The sequence below is a fragment of the Cupriavidus sp. SHE genome, assembly GCF_000812445.1.
Taxonomy (GTDB): domain Bacteria; phylum Pseudomonadota; class Gammaproteobacteria; order Burkholderiales; family Burkholderiaceae; genus Cupriavidus; species Cupriavidus metallidurans.
This window is the reverse complement of record NZ_JWMB01000037.1, coordinates 128,970-146,572: the sequence shown is the minus strand read 5'-3', so window position 1 is coordinate 146,572 and position 17,603 is coordinate 128,970. Positions and strand designations below refer to the sequence as shown.

At 65.7% G+C, this 17,603-nt stretch carries 19 protein-coding genes; 8 read left to right on the top strand and 11 right to left on the bottom strand.

Going from position 1 to position 17,603, the window contains the following annotated elements:
* Positions 1-38: 38 nt before the first annotated feature.
* From RN01_RS18885 to RN01_RS18870, 4 genes are read right to left on the bottom strand one after another with little or no spacing between them, the layout of a single operon-like run.
* On the bottom strand, positions 39-677 hold the full coding sequence (locus tag RN01_RS18885; protein ID WP_017511246.1) for an ABC-type transport auxiliary lipoprotein family protein: 639 nt from the start codon (positions 675-677) through the stop codon (positions 39-41).
* Positions 678-721: 44 nt separating this feature from the next.
* Positions 722-1,663 (bottom strand): MlaD family protein, encoded by a 942-nt coding sequence (locus RN01_RS18880; protein WP_017511245.1) that lies wholly within the window; start codon positions 1,661-1,663, stop codon positions 722-724.
* On the bottom strand, positions 1,663-2,502 hold the full coding sequence (locus RN01_RS18875; RefSeq protein ID WP_017511244.1) for an ABC transporter ATP-binding protein: 840 nt from the start codon (positions 2,500-2,502) through the stop codon (positions 1,663-1,665). Before RN01_RS18875 ends, RN01_RS18880 begins: the two co-directional genes overlap by 1 nt.
* A complete protein-coding gene (locus tag RN01_RS18870; RefSeq protein ID WP_008648923.1) occupies positions 2,499-3,629 on the bottom strand; it encodes an ABC transporter permease in 1,131 nt (376 codons plus the stop codon). The genes RN01_RS18875 and RN01_RS18870 overlap by 4 nt, the downstream gene beginning before the upstream one ends.
* A gap of 160 nt (positions 3,630-3,789) precedes the next feature.
* Here RN01_RS18870 and RN01_RS18865 point away from each other — a divergent pair, with 160 nt between their 5' ends.
* The 3 genes from RN01_RS18865 to RN01_RS18855 are packed head-to-tail and all read left to right on the top strand — an operon-like array spanning position 3,790 to position 6,320.
* On the top strand, positions 3,790-4,647 hold the full coding sequence (locus RN01_RS18865; RefSeq protein ID WP_017511243.1) for a biotin--[acetyl-CoA-carboxylase] ligase: 858 nt from the start codon (positions 3,790-3,792) through the stop codon (positions 4,645-4,647).
* Positions 4,644-5,477, top strand: coding sequence for a type III pantothenate kinase (locus RN01_RS18860; protein WP_011514998.1), 834 nt, complete (start codon positions 4,644-4,646; stop codon positions 5,475-5,477). The genes RN01_RS18865 and RN01_RS18860 overlap by 4 nt, the downstream gene beginning before the upstream one ends.
* Before the next feature lie 42 nt (positions 5,478-5,519).
* The gene (locus tag RN01_RS18855; RefSeq protein ID WP_017512109.1) at positions 5,520-6,320 is read left to right on the top strand and encodes an SPOR domain-containing protein; all 801 of its coding nucleotides are present in this window, start codon (positions 5,520-5,522) and stop codon (positions 6,318-6,320) included.
* 123 nt (positions 6,321-6,443) lie between these two features.
* Here RN01_RS18855 and rfaE2 read toward each other — a convergent pair whose 3' ends face one another.
* The 6 genes from rfaE2 to RN01_RS18825 form a co-directional block, all read right to left on the bottom strand.
* A complete protein-coding gene (rfaE2, locus tag RN01_RS18850; RefSeq protein WP_008648234.1) occupies positions 6,444-6,935 on the bottom strand; it encodes a D-glycero-beta-D-manno-heptose 1-phosphate adenylyltransferase in 492 nt (163 codons plus the stop codon).
* 77 nt (positions 6,936-7,012) lie between these two features.
* The gene (locus tag RN01_RS18845) at positions 7,013-7,873 is read right to left on the bottom strand and encodes a ferritin (protein ID WP_011515001.1); all 861 of its coding nucleotides are present in this window, start codon (positions 7,871-7,873) and stop codon (positions 7,013-7,015) included.
* Between the two features lie 129 nt (positions 7,874-8,002).
* A complete protein-coding gene (locus RN01_RS18840) occupies positions 8,003-9,187 on the bottom strand; it encodes a patatin-like phospholipase family protein (RefSeq protein WP_223277363.1) in 1,185 nt (394 codons plus the stop codon).
* Positions 9,188-9,255: 68 nt separating this feature from the next.
* Entirely contained in the window at positions 9,256-10,137 is an 882-nt protein-coding gene (locus RN01_RS18835) for a PhaM family polyhydroxyalkanoate granule multifunctional regulatory protein (RefSeq protein WP_017512111.1), read from the bottom strand.
* A 54-nt stretch (positions 10,138-10,191) separates the two neighbouring features.
* The gene (locus RN01_RS18830) at positions 10,192-11,019 is read right to left on the bottom strand and encodes an enoyl-CoA hydratase/isomerase family protein (protein ID WP_008648241.1); all 828 of its coding nucleotides are present in this window, start codon (positions 11,017-11,019) and stop codon (positions 10,192-10,194) included.
* A 381-nt stretch (positions 11,020-11,400) separates the two neighbouring features.
* Positions 11,401-12,381: a fumarylacetoacetate hydrolase family protein gene (locus RN01_RS18825; RefSeq protein ID WP_017512112.1), complete on the bottom strand. Its 981-nt coding sequence runs from the start codon at positions 12,379-12,381 to the stop codon at positions 11,401-11,403.
* A 103-nt stretch (positions 12,382-12,484) separates the two neighbouring features.
* Between RN01_RS18825 and RN01_RS18820 the strand changes: the two genes are divergently transcribed.
* From RN01_RS18820 to RN01_RS18805, 4 genes are all read left to right on the top strand, one after another.
* Positions 12,485-13,342 carry an IclR family transcriptional regulator gene (locus RN01_RS18820; RefSeq protein WP_017512113.1) on the top strand — a complete coding sequence of 286 codons (858 nt, stop codon included), beginning with the start codon at positions 12,485-12,487 and terminating at the stop codon, positions 13,340-13,342.
* Positions 13,343-13,394: 52 nt separating this feature from the next.
* Entirely contained in the window at positions 13,395-14,399 is a 1,005-nt protein-coding gene (locus tag RN01_RS18815) for a DUF3108 domain-containing protein (RefSeq protein WP_017512114.1), read from the top strand.
* A gap of 54 nt (positions 14,400-14,453) precedes the next feature.
* Complete coding sequence (gene pcaD, locus RN01_RS18810) at positions 14,454-15,302, top strand: 3-oxoadipate enol-lactonase (protein WP_017512115.1); 849 nt, start codon at positions 14,454-14,456, stop codon at positions 15,300-15,302.
* Between the two features lie 235 nt (positions 15,303-15,537).
* On the top strand, positions 15,538-15,795 hold the full coding sequence (locus RN01_RS18805) for a DUF3567 domain-containing protein (RefSeq protein ID WP_008644526.1): 258 nt from the start codon (positions 15,538-15,540) through the stop codon (positions 15,793-15,795).
* A 118-nt stretch (positions 15,796-15,913) separates the two neighbouring features.
* Here the strand turns inward: RN01_RS18805 and RN01_RS18800 are convergent, their stop codons facing one another.
* Complete coding sequence (locus tag RN01_RS18800) at positions 15,914-16,306, bottom strand: rhodanese-like domain-containing protein (RefSeq protein ID WP_017512116.1); 393 nt, start codon at positions 16,304-16,306, stop codon at positions 15,914-15,916.
* Positions 16,307-16,517: 211 nt separating this feature from the next.
* On the opposite strand from RN01_RS18800, the gene RN01_RS18795 reads away from it, so the two are divergent.
* Positions 16,518-17,585 (top strand): homocysteine S-methyltransferase family protein, encoded by a 1,068-nt coding sequence (locus tag RN01_RS18795; protein WP_011515008.1) that lies wholly within the window; start codon positions 16,518-16,520, stop codon positions 17,583-17,585.
* Positions 17,586-17,603: the final 18 nt, after the last annotated feature.

Genomic DNA, 17,603 nt, shown 5'->3' with positions numbered 1-17,603 from the left:
CGGCGAGCAATGTGACCGACACGGCTACCACTCTACGCTCATCGGCGCTGCGGGGCCGGCGGCGCGGTCGATGCCTGCGTGCCATCGAGCGGGAGCGTCGCGGTCCAGTCGAGGATCGCGGCGATCACGGCATCGACGCCGGCCGAAAGCGCCTTGACGCCACCCTGGCCGTCCGCGCTTGGCGCTGGCTGTTCGGCGACGAACGTTTTTTGTCCGATCAATCCCTTGTGGTAGACCGTCGCGCGGGCTCGAACCACGCCGCGGCTGCTGGTCGGGGAGTCGAAGACCTGTTCGAAGGCGAGCAGGTCGACCTTGAGCGCCGGGATCGTCGTATCGCCCGACCATGACAGCGGGCCGCGAGCGGCCACCGCGTCGCGGAGGCGATCGTTGAACAGGTGCTGCGGGGAGTCTACCCAACGCTGCGTCGAGTAAGCCTGCAGCCGCTGCGCCTGCGTGTACTGGAGCCGGTAGTAGATGCCGCTGCCGTCCATCCAGACCGGCCCGTCGGTCTGCGTGATGCGCAGCTTTGGCAACGGAGCGGGCGGCTGAGATGGCGCCGCTGCCAGCGGGCCGAAGTCATAGGCGGTCGAAGGCGGCTGCGAGGACAGCACGCTGCAGCCCGACAGTGCGATCAGCAGGCCCAGCGCGGTGAATCGGAGAGCGGAGGCGATGGTCATGGTGAATTTCCGTCGAGTTACCGTCAAATATGGGGCCCTGCGGATCAGGGAGCCTTGAAACCCGGCTCGCCCGGGCCAGGCGTGAGCGATGGTCCACCGAACAGCACGCTGCTTGGCTTGTCGTTGAACTGGCTAGCGGCGCGGTCGATGCTGCGCACCGCCTGGCGTGACTCGCGTGCAAGTCCGTTGATCTGTGGCAGCGTTTCCTGGTTCACGATGGTGGTGGTGGACTGTACCGAATCGGCGGCCACCTGCAGGTCATTGCCAACGCGGTTGACCGTGCGCATGACCGTGCCGTCGGGGTTGCCGATCTCATCGGTTAGCCGCTTCGTCGACACCAGCGCCGCGTTCAGGTTGTCCACGGCCTTGGGCAGCTTCTCGGCGGCCGGCTGCAGGGTCGACTTCAGATGCGAGTAGTCGTCAGCGGTCTTGTGCACGGCCCGGATGGCCGCCATCAACTCGTCGCGGTTGGCGGGCTGGAACATGCTGTCGAGCGATGCCATCAGTGTTTCGGCCTGCGTCAGCAGTGAATCGCCGCGCTTTTCCAGTTCCTCGAAGAAACCGGGCCGCATCACGATGCGCGCGGGCTCGCGTGCCGACGTCGCCAGCGGCGGCGAGCTCTTCGTGTCGCCCTCAGTGCGCTCGGAATCGTCGAGCTGTACGTAGGCAATGCCGGTCACGCCCTGAAAGCCTAGCGTGGCATATGTGGTACGCGTGATTGGCGTGTCATGGTTGATGCTGATGCGGACAATGATCTGGCCCGGCACCTGCGGATCGAACTTGATCGACAAGACCTTGCCGACCTCGAGTCCGCGATACTTCACGTCGGCCTGCGGCCCCAGTCCGTTCACCGTCGATCGCGTGATCAGGTCGTACGGCACGCGCACGGTGTGATCGCTGCTGAACCAGAACAGGGAAACCGATACCAGGATGGCAAGGCCGATGGTGAACGCGCCGGCCAGGAAGGCGTTTGACTTGTTTTCCATCAGACTTCTCCAGGATGCGCGCCGGTCGCGCCGGGGCTCTTGGGAGCCGGCAGCGCCTGCAGCGCGCGCTGGGCGCGTTCGCCCAGGAAATATTCGCGAATGAATGGGTGGTCGACCTTGATCACCTCGGGAATTGGCGCAGCGGCCAGCACTCGATGGTCGGCCAGCACGGCCACGCGATCGGACAGCGCCACCAGCGTGTCGAGGTCGTGCGTGATCATGACCACGGTCAGGCCGAGCTCACGGCGCAGTTCGCGGATCAGGGCCACATAGTCGTCCGAGGCCATCGGGTCGAGGCCGGCGGTCGGTTCGTCCAGAAACACTAACTCCGGCTCCAGCGCCAGCGCGCGGGCCAGCCCGACGCGCTTGATCATGCCGCCGGACAGGTCGGACGGCATCTTGTCGGCGTCCTTGGCGGAGAGCCCCACCAGTTGCAGCTTGAGCAGCGATGCCCGGCAGATGAGGTCGTCCGGCAGCGCGCGCATTTCGCGCAGCGGCAGCGCGACATTGTCGATCACCGACAGCGCGGAGAACAGCGCGCCACGCTGGAACTGCAGCCCCCAGCGGCTGCGCAGGGCCTGCAACTGGTCAGCGGACAGTTCCGCGGGATTCTCGCCGAAGACCCGGATCGTGCCCGAGGTCGGACGGTCCAGGCCGACGATCTGGCGCAGCAGCACGGTCTTGCCCGAGCCAGACCCGCCAACGATCGACAGCACCTCGCCGCGATAGACCTCGAGGTTCAGATCCTTGTGAACCACGTTGTCGCCGAAGCGCTTCTCGAGGTTGCGCACCTCGATGATCGTCTCGCGCGGGGTGCCGCGTTCAATGGTTGCACTCATATGCCGATGTCCTTGAACAGGATCGCGAATACGGCGTCGGCGATGATGACCACGGTGATCGACGTCACCACTGACGCGGTCGTGCCCTGGCCCAGGCTCTGCGTATTGGGTTTGACGCGCAGGCCGAAGTGGCAGGCCGTCAGCGCGATCAGCATGCCGAAGACCACGCCCTTGCACAGGCCGAACCACAGGTTGGCAACCGGCACTGCATCGGGCAACTGGCGCAGGAAGTACACGTAGCTGATGTCGAGCTGCAGGCGCGCGGCGACCATGCCGCCGAACAGTGCCAGCAGGTCGGTCCAGGCGACGAGCAGTGGCATGGAGATGGCCAGTGCGATCACGCGCGGCATGACCAGCCGGAAGCCATGGGAAATCCCCATCACGGACATCGCGTCGAGTTCCTCGGTCACCCGCATCACGCCGATCTGCGCGGTGATGGCCGAGCCGGAGCGGCCGGCGATCAGGATCGCGGCCAGCACCGGACCGAGCTCGCGGATAACGGCCATGCCGAGAATATTGACGATGAACGTGCTGGCGCCAAATATCCGCAACTGATTGGCCGACAGGTAGGACAGCACGATGCCGATCAGGAAGGCGACCAGCGCCGTGATGCCGAGCGCCTTGTAGCCGACGTTGTAGATATTCGCGGAGATTTCGCGCCAGGGGCCGCGATGCGGCGCGCGCAGGAAGCGCAGCAGGTCGAACACCAGTTGCCCGAGCATCGTGACGCCGACGCCGAGCTGGGCCAGAAACGACAGCACGCTCGCACCGACGATCGTCACCGGGTTGAAGCGTTCGACCATGTGCTTCTTCCAGCCCTCGGTGCGCAGGCCGGCGATGCGCGCGAACACGCGCTTCTGGCCGTCATTGAGCGACACGTTGTCAGGCATGTGGCCATTCCAGGCCTGCCAGATCAGTTGTGCGCCGATATGGTCGAGGCGCGTGATGCCATCGAGGGACCACTCGGCGTGGCGCGGCGCCTCGGACAGTTCGTGCAGTTGCGCGCGCAGGCCACGTGCTTCATGGCATCCGGCTAGCGCAACGGCCGTCCACTCTCCCTGCAACTGCACGCGGAAGTCGGTGTCCTGGCGCGATATCTCGATGACGGGTGTCGGCTGGCGTTCCAAATGAGGCTGATGTGATGGGCGAGTCTCGATTCTATGCTACTGGCCGCCGGCATGGCGATCAGACACCTTCTGACACGGTGGCGGCTACAATCTCGCCAGACCGCGCCGCGCGGGTTTGATTCCCTGAAACTCCCCGAATTCCGAGTTCTTTGCTTTCGACATGTCAGAAGCCCCCGACCGTTCCCCATCCGCCCCCGACTGGCGCATCGATGCCGATTTCCTGCATCGCGAGCTTGGAGCGGGTGCCGCGCACGCCTGGGCCGTCGAGGTGGTCGAGGAAACCGGCTCGACCAATGCCGACCTGACCCTGGCCTGCCGTGCCGCGCCTTGGTCGGACGATGCGTGCAGCGTGCGGGTGGCCTATCGCCAGACAGCAGGCCGTGGTCGGCATGGCCGCCCGTGGCGGGGGCAAGCCGGCCTGACTTTCTCGGTGGCGATGCCGCTGGCGCTGTCGCCGGCGCGCCTGAGCGGACTGAGTCTTGCCGTGGGACTGGCGCTGGCCGAGGCGCTGGAGGACGTGGACGCGGCGCTTGGCGCGCGCGTTGGCCTGAAATGGCCGAACGATCTCCAGATCGACGGCCGCAAGCTGTCGGGCATCCTGATCGAATCGGTGCCTGCCGGGCCGGAGCGGGTCTGGGCGGTGATCGGCATTGGCCTGAATCTGGTGCGTGACCCGGCGATGGAAGCCGCCCTGGGCCGCGATCTGGCCGGCGTGGCCGAGGCCATGACGACGTTCGATCCGCAGCGGGACCCGACGCGCATCCTGGCTGCGATCGCGAACCGGCTGGCGCGGATGCGCGAGGCATTTCTGGTGGATGGCTTCGCGCCGATGGCGTCGCGCTGGTCTGCGCGGGATGCATTCCGCGATGAGCCGGTACGCCTGCTGCACGATGGCGTGGTGCAGGCCGAAGGGCTGGCGCGCGGTGTGGATGGCGAAGGCTACCTGCTGCTGCACACGCCCGAGGGGCTGCAGCGCATCGCCAGTGGCGAAGTCTCGCTGCGCGGAGCCGGTGCATGAGTCGGCTCCTGATCGACATCGGCAACACACGCCTCAAATGGGCGTGGTGCGATGACGCGCCCGTGGCTGCGGAGCATGTCGTCGAGGGTGGAGCGGTTCTGCCCTCGCCTTGGCGACACGGCGGCGCGGCGGCGCACGCCGTGCCGGCCGAGCGCTCGGCGCTGGTCGGCACATGGCGGCAACTCGCCGCCGGGACCACGCCCGAGATCTGGATCGCCAACGTGGCCGGCCCGACCATCGCGGCGGCCATGGAGGCCGTGATGGAGGATGCATTTGGCGCGGTGTCGCCACATTGGGTGCGCACCACGGCCGCGCACGGCGACCTCGTCAACGGCTATCGTGAGCCCACGCAGCTTGGCGTGGACCGCTGGGTCGGCAGTATCGGGGCGCACCGGTGGTTGCCCGGCGAGACCCTGCTGATCGTGACGGCGGGCACGGCCACCACACTCGATATCGTCACGGCCACGGCGGATGGCGCCCGCTTCGAGGGCGGACTGATCCTGCCCGGCCTCGAACTGATGCTTGGCACGCTGGCCCGCAATACTGCGCAATTGCCAGAACTCGATGTGCTCGACACCGGCGCGGGCGCCGAACGAGCCGTTCGGGCGTTGGGCGCGGACAACACTCACGATGCGATCGCGGCGGGCTGTCTGGCCGCGCAGGCCGGTGCCATTGAGCGTTCCTGGCGTGCGCTCGCGGGCCGCGGCCCGGTCCGCTGCCTGCTCTCGGGCGGCGCGCGGCACGCGGTGGCTGGCGCGCTCGCGATGCCGTTCGAGATGCACGATAATCTCGTGCTGCTCGGGTTGCACGCCATGGCGCTGCCTGCCTGACATACCTGCGCAACCCCTATCCGTCGCCTGTCATTCGTCACCATGCTCCGCAAAGGTTTCAACGCCCTGCTGCTGATCCTGCTGCTCGTCAACCTTTGGCTTGCGGCGGCCGTGGCCGGCAAGTTCGGTCCGGAACCACTGGCCGGCTGGGCAGAAAGCCCGCGCGAGCCGCAACGCCTGGGGCAACAGGCGCGGGTGGAGCGGATGCAGATCCAGCCGCCGAGGGCGGCGGAGGCCGCAGAGGAGGCAGTGGCGCCGGCATCGTCCCCGTCCCCGGCCGTGCCACGCGCGACCCAGCCGGCGGCCATCTCCAGCACCGCGCGCGCATCCGCCGATAGTTGCATGGAGGTGGGCGGCTTCACGGCGCAGAACGTGCAGCGCGCGATCGAGGACCTGAAGGCGATTGCCGTGACCGCACCCCTGCCCATGGAGCAGTTCGAACGATCGGAGCAGGTGCGTTGGTGGGTTCATCTGCCGGCCCAGCCGACGCGCGAGAACGCCGATCGAAAGCTGGCGGAGCTGCGTCGCCGCAAGGTCACCGACGTATCGGTGGTGGCGGGCGAGAATCCCGAGTCGTACACGGTTTCGCTCGGACTGTTCCGTGACCGCGAGCGTGCCGACAAATTCCTGGAAGTATTGCGCGGGCAGGGGGTGCGCACCGCGCAGATCAGCGATGCGCCGAGGGCGATCGCGCGGCAGTGGCTGCGCGTGGCGCACGCCGACGATGCCGTGCGCGCGCGGATGGACGAAGTGAGGCTGCGCTATGGCGGCGATGTGCTGCAGGACTGCCGCCCGGTGACCCAGGCGCGCGGCGAGCCAGTCGCGACGCGTGCCGAGGGTTAAGAGGCGGTCTCAAAATGACGCGAAGCGGTTCTGGCTAGGCGAGGGGCCGCAGACAGTACCAGTAGTACGGCAAGGCCACGCAACGACGCCAGAATCTTTTTGAAACGGTTTCTAAAACCCGGCTCAGCCGCCGCGTACCTTCGTCAGCAGCTTGGTGGTCGAGCGGTCGTGCAGGAACTGGATCGCGTACGCCTGTCCGCCCCAGCTACGCACCAGCCGCGTTTCCTCCAGCGTGTCGATGTCGTAGTCGCCGCCCTTCACATAAACGTCCGGCCGCACCAGCCGGATCAGTTCCACCGGCGTCTTCTCGCGGAACATCGCCACCAGATCCACGGACGCGAGCGCGGCCAGCAGCGCCATGCGATCGGCATCGTGATTGAGCGGGCGATCGTCGCCCTTGCCGAGCATCTTCACCGAAGCGTCGCTGTTCACCCCGACCACCAGGCTGGCGCCCATTGCGCGCGCCTGCGCCAGATACGTGGCGTGGCCGCGATGGAGGATGTCGAACACGCCGTTGGTGAAGACCAGCGGGCGCGGCAGCTTTGCCACTGCGGCGTGCAGGGCCGCGACATCGTCGGCGGGGACCAGCTTGGATTCGAAGGCGGGTGCGTTCATGGGTCGTGGAGAAAGAAAAACCCCATCGTATCCGATGGGGTTTGGCATGCTCAGGTGCTCAAGCGGGGCCGGAACGCTCAGGCCTGGGCAGGTTGGGCACCGCCGCTCTGCAGGCTGATGTTCAGTTCCTTGCGGTAGCGGTTCAGGTCCTGCACCGTGTCGAACGTGCGCTCGAACAGCAGCGACATGTTGTGCAGAATCCGCTCGATGACCTTCTTTTCCCAGATCTCGTCGAAGCGGATCTGTTCGTCGAGCCAGTGCTCGAGCCAGTCCGGATCGGGCAGGCGGGACTGCACCGTGTCGTTCGGGAACAGCGCCTTGTTCACGTGCAGGTTGGTCGGGTGCAGCGGCTTTTCCGTGCGACGGGCCGACGCCATCAGCACGCCGATCTTGGCGAACGCGGCACGCGCGTTGTCGCCAAACTGGTTCAGGTACTTCTTCATGTAGCGCAGGTAGGCGCCGCCATGGCGTGCCTCGTCCTGCGACAGCGTGCGGTAGATATGCTTGATCACCGGTTCCGAGTGCCATTCGGCGGCACGGCGGTACCAGTGGTTCAGGCGGATCTCGCCGCAGAAATGCAGCATCAGCGTTTCCAGCGGCGGGGCCGGATCGAACTCGAAGCGCACGGCGTGCAGCTCTTCCTCGGTCGGCACCAGGTCCGGACGGAAACGGCGCAGGTACTCCATCAGCACCAGCGAGTGCTTCTGTTCCTCGAAGAACCAGATGCTCATGAACGCCGAAAAGTCGGAGTCGTGGCGGTTGTCGCGCAGGAACATCTCCGTGGCGGGCAGGGCCGACCATTCGGTGATCGCATTCATGCGGATGGTTTTCGCCTGGTCATCAGTGAGCAGGCTGGCGTCGAAGGTATCCCAGGGGATGTCCTTGTCCATATGCCAGCGGACCGCCTCCAACGATTTGAACAGTTCGGGGTAGAGCATGCTAAGCCTTTGAAATTACGGGCGGATTCTACCAGACAAGAATTATTCTCGAATGATTTCTCTACTCCGTTGTAGCCCGGATCGTAGCGATTTCAATCAGATTGCCGGTTGTTGTCGCAAAAAGTGGCGCTATTGCGACACTTCTGTCACTTCTTTTTTGGTCGGCGTGGTTTCCGGCACCACTCCATAGAGGAAAGCGGCGATCTGGTCGCCCTGGGCGGCCGCGTCACGTTCGCCCAGCGCCAGCAAGGCCTGGGTGAACTCGGGTTCGAACAACAGATAGCTTGCGAACGCGGCGCCGCGCGCCTCGGTGCCGCCCAGTGGCGACAGGAACGCGCGCACGGTGCGTGGCAGGCGATTCAGGTGCTCGGCCGCGATGGCCTCGATCGGCTCGCTGGGTGAAATCGTCATGACCTGCACCGGGCGCCAGCCTTCGGTGTCGTTGGCCATCTCGGGCATCCGCGACAGCAGCCGGTTGATGTGCATGAGTCGCTCGATGTCGGCCTGCAGGCCATCCAGGAAGATGCTGGCCAGGGCTTGGCCGCCGACCTGCGCCAGCGACGGATAGCCGCCCGATGGCACGGTGTCGAACCAGCCGGCCCGCTGGCGCGACGCGGCGCCGATGGCCAGGATGCGCGACGCGCCAAGGTGAATCGCGGGCGACAGCGGCGACATCTGCCGCATCGTGCCGTCGCCGAACCATTCGTGATGGCCTTCGAGTTCGAGCGGTATGGCCGGGAACAGGAACGGAATCGAGGCCGATGCCAGCAGGTGATCGACGCCAATCGCGGACTCCACGGCCATGCGCTGGCTGCGTTGCCATCCGTGGATACGGCGGTGAGACTGATAGAACGTGACATGGCGGCCGGTGCTGTACGACAGCGCCGTGACCGCGAAGGCTTGCAGCACGCCGGCGTCCAGACTGGCCTGGACGCGCTCCGGCTCGAACAGCTCGGTCAGGAAGCTGCCGAGCGGTGCATTGTCGAACAGCGCGCGTGGCGATGATCGCCGCGTGACCCAGCCGAAGGCCAGCGAGGACAGCCATCGCGCGCCGGAAACGCCCACTCGCAGCACGTCGGTCCGGTAGACGTCGTCGGCGTGCAAGCTGTGCCAGAGCGCTGACAGCTTGTCCGTGGCCGCGCGGAAGTCGGCGGCGCCGACCGCCAGGCCCGCGCCATTGATCGCACCCGCGGATGTCCCGGCGATGATGCCGAACGGCAGCGGGCAATGCGCCAGCCCAAGACGCGCGGCGATCTTCGCGATGCCGGACAGCACACCGGCCTGGTACGCGGCCCGCGCGCCACCGCCCATCATCACCAGAGCGGTGCTCTGGCGCTGGCGGGCGCGGGCCGAGGCCTCCGCCGAATGTGCGGAGAGCGCGCTCACTCGAACGTGTCCTCCGGCGTGCCGGGCGCGGGCGGGGTCTCAGGCTTGGCCGTCGATTTCCCGGCCGATGCCTTTCGGGCTGCGGGTTTCTTTGCAGCCGACTTGCCCGATGTCTTCGCCGCCGGCTTTGTCGCCGATTTTGCGGATTTCTTGGCTACGGTCTTTGCTCCCGCCTTCTTCGTCCCGGACGTCTTCGCCCCCTTGGGCGCAGGGCCGGACTTGTTATCGCCGGCGCTCTTGGTGCTCGTGGCGCTCGTAGCAGACTCGCTGCCTGCCGGGCTGGCGCCGAAGCCTCCAAGGTTGCTGAACGGCGTGACATTGGCCGCCGCCGCCGCGCTGCTGGCGATCTGGTTGAACTGTTGCTGCATCAGGTCCCACCACAGCGATGCATTGGGCGGCACCGGGGCGGGTCCGGTGGAAGTGGCCGAGGCTTCGGCGCCGGATTCGGGCGGCGCGTCGATGTCGTCATCGGCGGGCTCGTCATTTTCCGCATCGGCTTGTGCTTCCGAGACCGTCTCGGCAGCGCCGTACTGGTGATGCGGCGCGGCGCTCGGGGCGCTGGCGGCCCGCGCCACGTTTTCCATCGCGCTCTGCATGGCATCGGGGGAGAGCGCGCTGCCAAACGTCTGCAGCGCTACCAGCGTGGCCCGTTGCACTTCAAGGCCCTGGATGGTCGTGCGCAGCAGGCTCGAGTTGAGCTGCAGCCAGCTTTCCACTGCCTTGAGGTCGTGAATCCGCTTGTCGATGCCCTCGAGATCCATCGGGGGTGTCATCGCGCTCAGGCCGGGCATCAGCCCGCTGGGCATCCCGCTGCCGGAAGCCCAGAGCTTGCGAAGGAACTCGTAGCTGTTGGTGAAATCGGGTAACTGTCCGAACATGGTCGCGCAACTCCGTCTGACATGGTCGTCCCGAAACGTGAGCAGGACGACCGGTTACTTGAATTCGGGCGGCCGCTTCTGACGCAGGCTCGCCATGCCTTCGTGCACGTCGGGGCCGGCAAAGCCCATGAATTCGAGCGCCAGCGAGGTATCGAACGCGGGTCCGGCCATGCGCAGCCAGTTGTTGAGCGCGTACTTGGTCCAGCGGATGGCGGTCTGCGATCCGGCCGCAAGCCGGTTGGCCACCTCGAACGCCTTCGCGACCAGTTCGTCTTCCTCCACCGCCAGCGATACCAGGCCGATCCGCTCAGCTTCCTCACCGCTGACCGACTCGCACAGCATCAGATAGTACTTGGCCTTGGCCATTCCGCACAGCAACGGCCAGACGATGGCGGCATGATCGCCAGCGGCCACACCCAGCCGGGTATGGCCATCCACGATGCGCGCGGTCTTTGCCGCGATCGAGATGTCGGCCAGCAGCCCGGCTACCAGCCCCGCGCCAACGGCCGGGCCATGCATCGCGGAGACGATCGGCTTGTCGCAGTTGATGACGTTGTAGACCAGGTCGCGTGCCTCATGCCAGACGCGGGTGCGCGTCTCGAAATCGTTAGCCATCTCCTCGACCAGCCCGAGGTCGCCGCCGGCCGAGAAGCCCTTGCCTTCGCCACGGATCAGCGCCACACGGATTTCGGGTTCCGCCGAAATATCACGCCAGATCTCGGCCAGTTCGCGGTGCATGGAGGCGTCGGCGGTGGCCAGTTTCTGGTTGGCCGATTGGGCCGCGCCCATGATCACCTCAAGGATGGGGCCGTGGCGGCGCAGGGTCAGGGCGCGATAGCGCGCAAGGCGCGGGGGCAGGGTATTGGCGTCGGAAGTGGTCATTTGGGCGGGTATCGAAGAAGTTTCGGGCCGCCGGGCAGGGGAACTGGATGTCCGAAAGAGGCGAAGGAGCGCGAAGGGACGCAAGGAAGGCGCGTCGAATGCAATTCCCCGACCGGCTGGTCGGGGAATTATAGGCCCAGGAACGCCTGGCGCGGCAAGGCTTGCATGCCTTAGAGGCGCTATCAAAAAGATTCTGGCGTTGTTGCGCGGCCTTGGCCAGTCCACTTGTACTGTCTGCGGCCGCGCCCTTGCAGGGCGCGCATGTGCTCGCAGGCACGTGCCGTTCCGCAGGCGGCTCGCATACGAGCCGAAACCCCTGCGTCACCGTAGCCAGAACCGCTTCGCTTCATTTTGATAGCGCCTCTTATGGGCCGGTGCCCGTTATGGTGCGGCCACCACTTGGTCGATCGCGCCGAAGATCGACTTGTGTTCGGCGTCGAACATCTCGATACGGACGGCATCGCCGTACTTCATGAACTCGGTCTCGGGCTTGCCGCTGTCGATCGTCTCGATCATGCGTTTTTCGGCGATACAGCAGTACCCCTTGCTGCGATCGACGTTCGAAATCGTGCCCGAGCCGACGATGCTGCCCGCGCGCACGTTGCGCGTCCTGCAGATGTGGGCAATCAGCTGGCCGAAGTCGAACACCATATCGGTACCGCAGTCGGGCGAGCCCACCTTCTTGCTGTTCCAGTGGACCACCATCGGGCGATGCACACGGCGCTCGCGCCAGGCGTCGCCGAGCTCGTCCGGCGTGACCGCCACCGGCGAAAACGCCGTGGCCGGCTTGCTCTGGAAGAAGCCGAAGCCCTTGCCGAGTTCGGCCGGGATCAGGTTGCGTAGCGAAACATCGTTGGCCAGCATCACCAGCCGGATGGCCTCCCCGGCCTGGTCGGGGGTGGCGCCCATGCGCACGTCGCCGGTGATCACGGCCACTTCGGCCTCGAAATCGATGCCGAAGGCCTCGTTTGCGCAGACGATGTCGTCCTGCGGGCCGATGAAGTCGTCGGAGCCGCCCTGGTACATCAGCGGGTCGGTCCAGAACTCGGGCGGCATCTCCGCGCCGCGCGCCTTGCGCACCAGTTCCACGTGGTTCACGTAGGCCGAGCCGTCGGCCCACTGGTACGCGCGCGGCAGCGGCGCCATGCAGTCCTTGGTCTGGAACGGGAACGGGTGGCGTGACCGGCCGGCGTTCAGCGCGTCATACAGGTCCTGGAGCTGCGGCGCGTAGAAGGCCCAGTCGTCGAGCACGGTCTGGAGCTTGCCTGCGATATCGGTGGCGAAGTGCGCGGTTTTCAAGTCGCGCGAGACAACGACGAGCTGGCCGTCGCGCGAACCATCCTTCAGGGTGGCGAGTTTCATGCGGAGTCGAACATAGGCAAATCGGATGGGCCACAGTCTACCGGAGCGGCGCGGGCGCACCGTATAGAATGGCCGGCAATACCGATACGCTTGCCAGGAACGCATGACCGCAGCCGAAGACGACGATACCCGGGACGAAATTGCCGACGACACCAGGCGTGCCGGCATCCAGTCCATCGAGGTGGGATTCCGGTTGCTGCAGGCGCTGGCCGCATCGCCGCGCGCGATGATGCTGCGCGACCTGGCCGCGGCGGCGGACATGAGTCCGGCCAAGGCGCATCGCTATCTGGTTAGCTTCCAGCGGCTGGGCGCCGTGACGCAGGACGCCGTGAGCCAGCGCTACGACCTTGGCCCGTTCGCGCTGCAGCTTGGTCTGGCCGGGCTGAACCGGCTCGACCCGGTGCGCAAGGCGCGCCCGATCCTGTCGCAGCTGCGTGACGAGATCGACCAGACCGCCGGTATCGCCGTGTGGGGCAACCACGGGCCGACCATCGTCCACTGGGAGGAATCGAGCCATCCGGTCAGCGCCAGCCTGCGGCTCGGTGACGTCATGCCGATGCTTAACTCGGCCACGGGCCGCCTTTATGGGGCTTATCTGTCGCGCCGCCAGACGCTGCCGCTGATCGAGCGGGAACTGGCCACGCGTGGCACCGTCCCACTGCCTGACGTGCCCGTATCGCTGGACGAATATGACGCGATCTGCGCGGACGTGCGAGAGCACGGCGCGGCACGCACGCGCGGCGGGGTGTTGCCGGGCATCAATGCGATCTCCACGCCCGTGTTCGACGCGAATGGCCATCTGGCGATGGCGCTGATCGTGCTCGGCGCGCAGAGCGTATTCGATGCAGAATGGGGCGGTACGGTGGATCGGCGCGTGCGCGATATCGCCCGGCAAATCTCTTCGGAACTCGGTTACCTAGATGGCAACCAACGGGCCGGACAAACCGGTCAAACCTCGTAGTCGGTCGCGGGGCGGCACGCTGAGCTGGTGGCAGCGCCGTCGCAGATGGGTTGTGGTCATTCTGCTGGTGGTGGCCGCCCATTTGCTGGCGCTGCTGCGTCTGGTTCATGCGCCGGCGCCGAGCCTGCCCGATATCGAGCCGACCCCAACGCTCGACGCCATCCTGCTGCCGCCGCCCAAGCCACCGGCTCCGCCGGCGCCTCCTCCGCCCGTGCCCGCGCCACGACCGGCGCCACAGCCGCCAGCCCCTTCACCACCGCCAAAACCTGCGCCGCCGGAATCCGCGCCGGCAGTCGCCACGGCGGAAAGCGGCCAGACCACGACAACCACCGGATCAGGCGGAGAGGGATCGGCGGCGGCTGCGCCGCCCGCAGCGACGCCGGCAGCCCCAGCCGCCCCACCGAGCCCGCCCGCGCCCAAGTACGACGCACCGCCGTCGGTGGTGCTGCGCTATGCCAGTTTTGTCAATGGCGTGCAGAACCCCGATGGCCGGATCACGTGGCAGCAGGACGGTCAGCACTACCGGCTGGCGGTGGAAACCCGCGTGCTCTGGTTCCGCTTCGCGTTCCAGAGCTCGGGCGACATGAACGGCGGGGGGCTGAATCCCACGCGTTACGAGGAAGCCCGGCGCAGCAAGGTTGAAGTCGCCCGCTTTGATCGCACGGCAGGCACAGTGGTGTTTGAAACGCGTGGCGGACAGGTGCCAATGCCGTCAGCATTCCAGGACCGCTTCAGCGTGTTCCTGCAACTGGTTGGGTGGGCGCGGGGCGATCCGCAGCGCTACGCGACCCCGGGCGTGACGGAGACGTTCAACGTGTCCGACACGCGGGAAGTGGAAGTCATGCAGGTGCAGTACGTTGGCGAACAGGACATTGATATCGGTATCGACAGGGTGCGCACGAAGCACTTCGTGCGCCTGCCGCGCCACCCGAACGACAAACGCAAGGTGGAAATCTGGCTGGCGCCGTCCCTGAACTGGATGCCGGCGCGTCTGCGTCAGACGGAGCCTGATGGCACTCAGATCGATCTCGTCTATCGTAGTAGTGAGACACATTGACGAATGCGCCTTGGGAGCCGGTGGGTGGCGCCATGACCGTACGGAGACTGACACATGTCTGACACTTCCGCATCGACCGCGTCGCAAACGAACCGGCTTCGGGTCGGGGATGTGCATTTGCAAGTGCGCGTCGATGGTACCGAAGGCCCTTGGGTGATCCTGGCCCATGCGCTCGGTGCGAATCTGACTTTGTGGGATGACACCGCGCGGCACCTTGCCGCACGCTACCGCGTGCTGCGTTTCGACATGCGGGGCCATGGTGGTAGCGATGCGCCGGTGGGCGCCTACACGATGACGCGGCTGGCCGACGACGTGGTGGCGCTGATGGACGAACTCGATATCGCGCAGGCCCACTTCTGTGGGGTGTCGGTGGGCGGCATGGTGGCGCAGACGTTGGGCGTGCGCCATCCGGAGCGGCTGTTGTCGCTGACGCTGGTGGACACGATTCACCACACGCCGCTGGAAGCCCGGGCGATGTGGGCGGACCGGATCGGACAGGTGGAAGCGCATGGCATGCGCGGGACCGTCGAGTCGACGCTGAATCGGTGGCTGACCGCACCGTTCCGCGAGCGGCACCCAGAAATCGTCGAGCGAATCAGGAAAATGTTGCTGGAAACACCAGTACGCGGCTATGTTGGTGTAGCGCAGGCCATCGAAGCCTTCGATCTGGCCCGCGCGATCTCCCGGATTCACTGCCCGACGCTGGTGGTGGTCGGCGACAAGGACGAGGGCTCGCCGGTGTCGATCGCCGAAGCCATCGCCCGTGAGATTCACGGTTCAAGGCTGGAAGTGCTGCCGGACGCGGCGCACCTGTCATTCATCGAACAACCGGAACGCTTCCATGCAATCTTCGACGCGTTCCTGGGACACGCGGCTTGTGGCGGCCAGTGTGATATTCCGTAACGCCATTGGAAATATCGCAACACAGTAGTGCACGGCGCTCAAGAAACTTGCAGGCTGCGCCGATGCCCAATGTAAGAGGGCAGCAATGGCACGACAAGGTCCGCCCGGTCGTACAACTTGAATTACGGGCGACTACCCTCAGCTTGGAGAGGAAATCGCGTCAATTCCATAGGCCTTGTGCCGGGAGCGCAGCAATGCGCGGAGTTGCCGCTAACTATGCCAGGAGGAAAGTGCGATGCAAATGATCTACAACAGCGACAATTACTGCATTGTCGAGTTTGGAGCAGACGTCGAGCATGCGACCCTTGCCTCGGGCGGTTACGAGATCGTCGACAAGAATCTGAAACGCGAAATTTTCCTCGGTGGCCTGATGGCCGAGACCTTCCGCGCCGATGTGACGCGTTTGATCGAGAGCGAACCCTCCGTGGAAGAAGTCGATGAGTTTCTCGGCAAATTCGATACGGTGATGAACAATCCGCTGGTCATGCACTGACCACTGGCGCGTCGCATCACACCGGGAGGCGCGGCAGCGGTAGACCGTTTGTCCGCTTCCAAAAACAAACGCCCGCTTATGCGGGCGTTGCTGTCTTCTCAGAAGTCGCGAAATCAGATCAATATTGTTCCCAGGGCAGTCCGTCGTGACGCCAACCGTTGACGGCGTTGCGATGGCGCTGGGCGTCGAGGTCGCCTTCGAATCCATGCAGTACGCAGTAGATAGTGGCGAATCCGGCGCCTTCCAGCGCGCGAGCGGCTGCGGACGACCGGTTGCCGCTGCGGCAGATCAGCACGACCGGGCGGGCCGAGGCTTGCCCGGCCAGTTTTTTCACCGCCTGCACGAAGTGCGGGTTGACTTCCCAGTCGGGGCCGTCGTTCCAGGGAACGTTGTGCGCCCCGCGGGGATGACCGACGAACAGGTATTCCATCTCGCTGCGGCAGTCGATGAACAGTGCATCGGGCTCGCCTTCGAGCAAGGTCCGGGCGTCGTTGGGGCTGAGGGTTTGCATGGTGCGGATAAGCGTGACGAATGCGTCTCTCAGTGTAGGCGCGCGGCCGGTTGCTGACAACTGGCCAGACACCCGGCCCGACACCCGGCCATCAAAGTGGCATGGCAAGTCCCTGACCGCCGCAATGCCTTGATCTACCTGATAAAATCGCCGGTTCTGAATTGTCACAAACTGCGCGGCTCCGCCGTCGCATCGAAGATCGAGCCCCACCATGAGCGCCGCCCAATCCCAACCACGCCCCTACACCCGGGCCGCCAGCCTGCCGAAGCTGCTGCGCGACCGCATTCTGATTCTCGACGGCGCGATGGGCACGATGATCCAGCGTTACAAGCTCACGGAAGCTGACTATCGGGGCACGCGCTTCGCTGACCATCGGATCGACGTGAAGGGCAATAACGAATTGTTGCTCCTGACCCGTCCGCAGGTCATCACGGAGATTCATGAGCAGTACCTGGCCGCCGGCGCCGACCTGATCGAGACGAACACGTTCGGCGCCACGCGCGTGGCGCAGGAAGACTACAAGATGGCCGACCTCGCGTACGAGATGAACGTCGAGGCTGCCCGCCTGGCGCGCGCCGCGTGCGACAAGTACAGCACGCCGGACAAGCCGCGCTTCGTGGCCGGCGCGTTCGGCCCGACGCCGAAGACGGCCAGCATCAGCCCGGACGTCAACGACCCGGGCGCGCGCAATGTCACCTTCGAGGAACTGCGCGATTCGTACTACGAACAGGGCAAGGCCCTGCTCGAAGGCGGGGCCGATGTGTTCCTGGTCGAGACAATTTTCGACACGCTCAACGCCAAGGCCGCGCTGTTCGCGATCGACCAGTTGTTCGAGGACACCGGCGAGCGCGTGCCGGTGATGATCTCGGGCACCGTGACCGATGCCTCGGGCCGCATTCTCTCCGGTCAGACCGTGGAGGCGTTCTGGAACAGCCTGCGCCACGCGAAGCCTGTCACGTTCGGCCTGAACTGCGCGCTTGGCGCCACGCTGATGCGCCCGTACATCGCCGAACTGGCCAAGGTGTGCGATGCCGCGGTGTCGTGCTACCCGAACGCCGGCCTGCCCAATCCGATGAGCGATACCGGTTTTGATGAAACGCCCGAGGTCACTTCCGCGCTGGTGGAAGAGTTCGCGGCATCCGGCCTGGTGAACCTGGTGGGCGGCTGCTGTGGCACCACGCCCGATCACATCGCTGCCATCGCCAAGAGCGTGGCCAACAAGACGCCACGCACCTGGCCCGGCCAGTATCGCGAAGACACCGCACAATCCGCCGCCTGAAGCCATCGCACGCAAGAG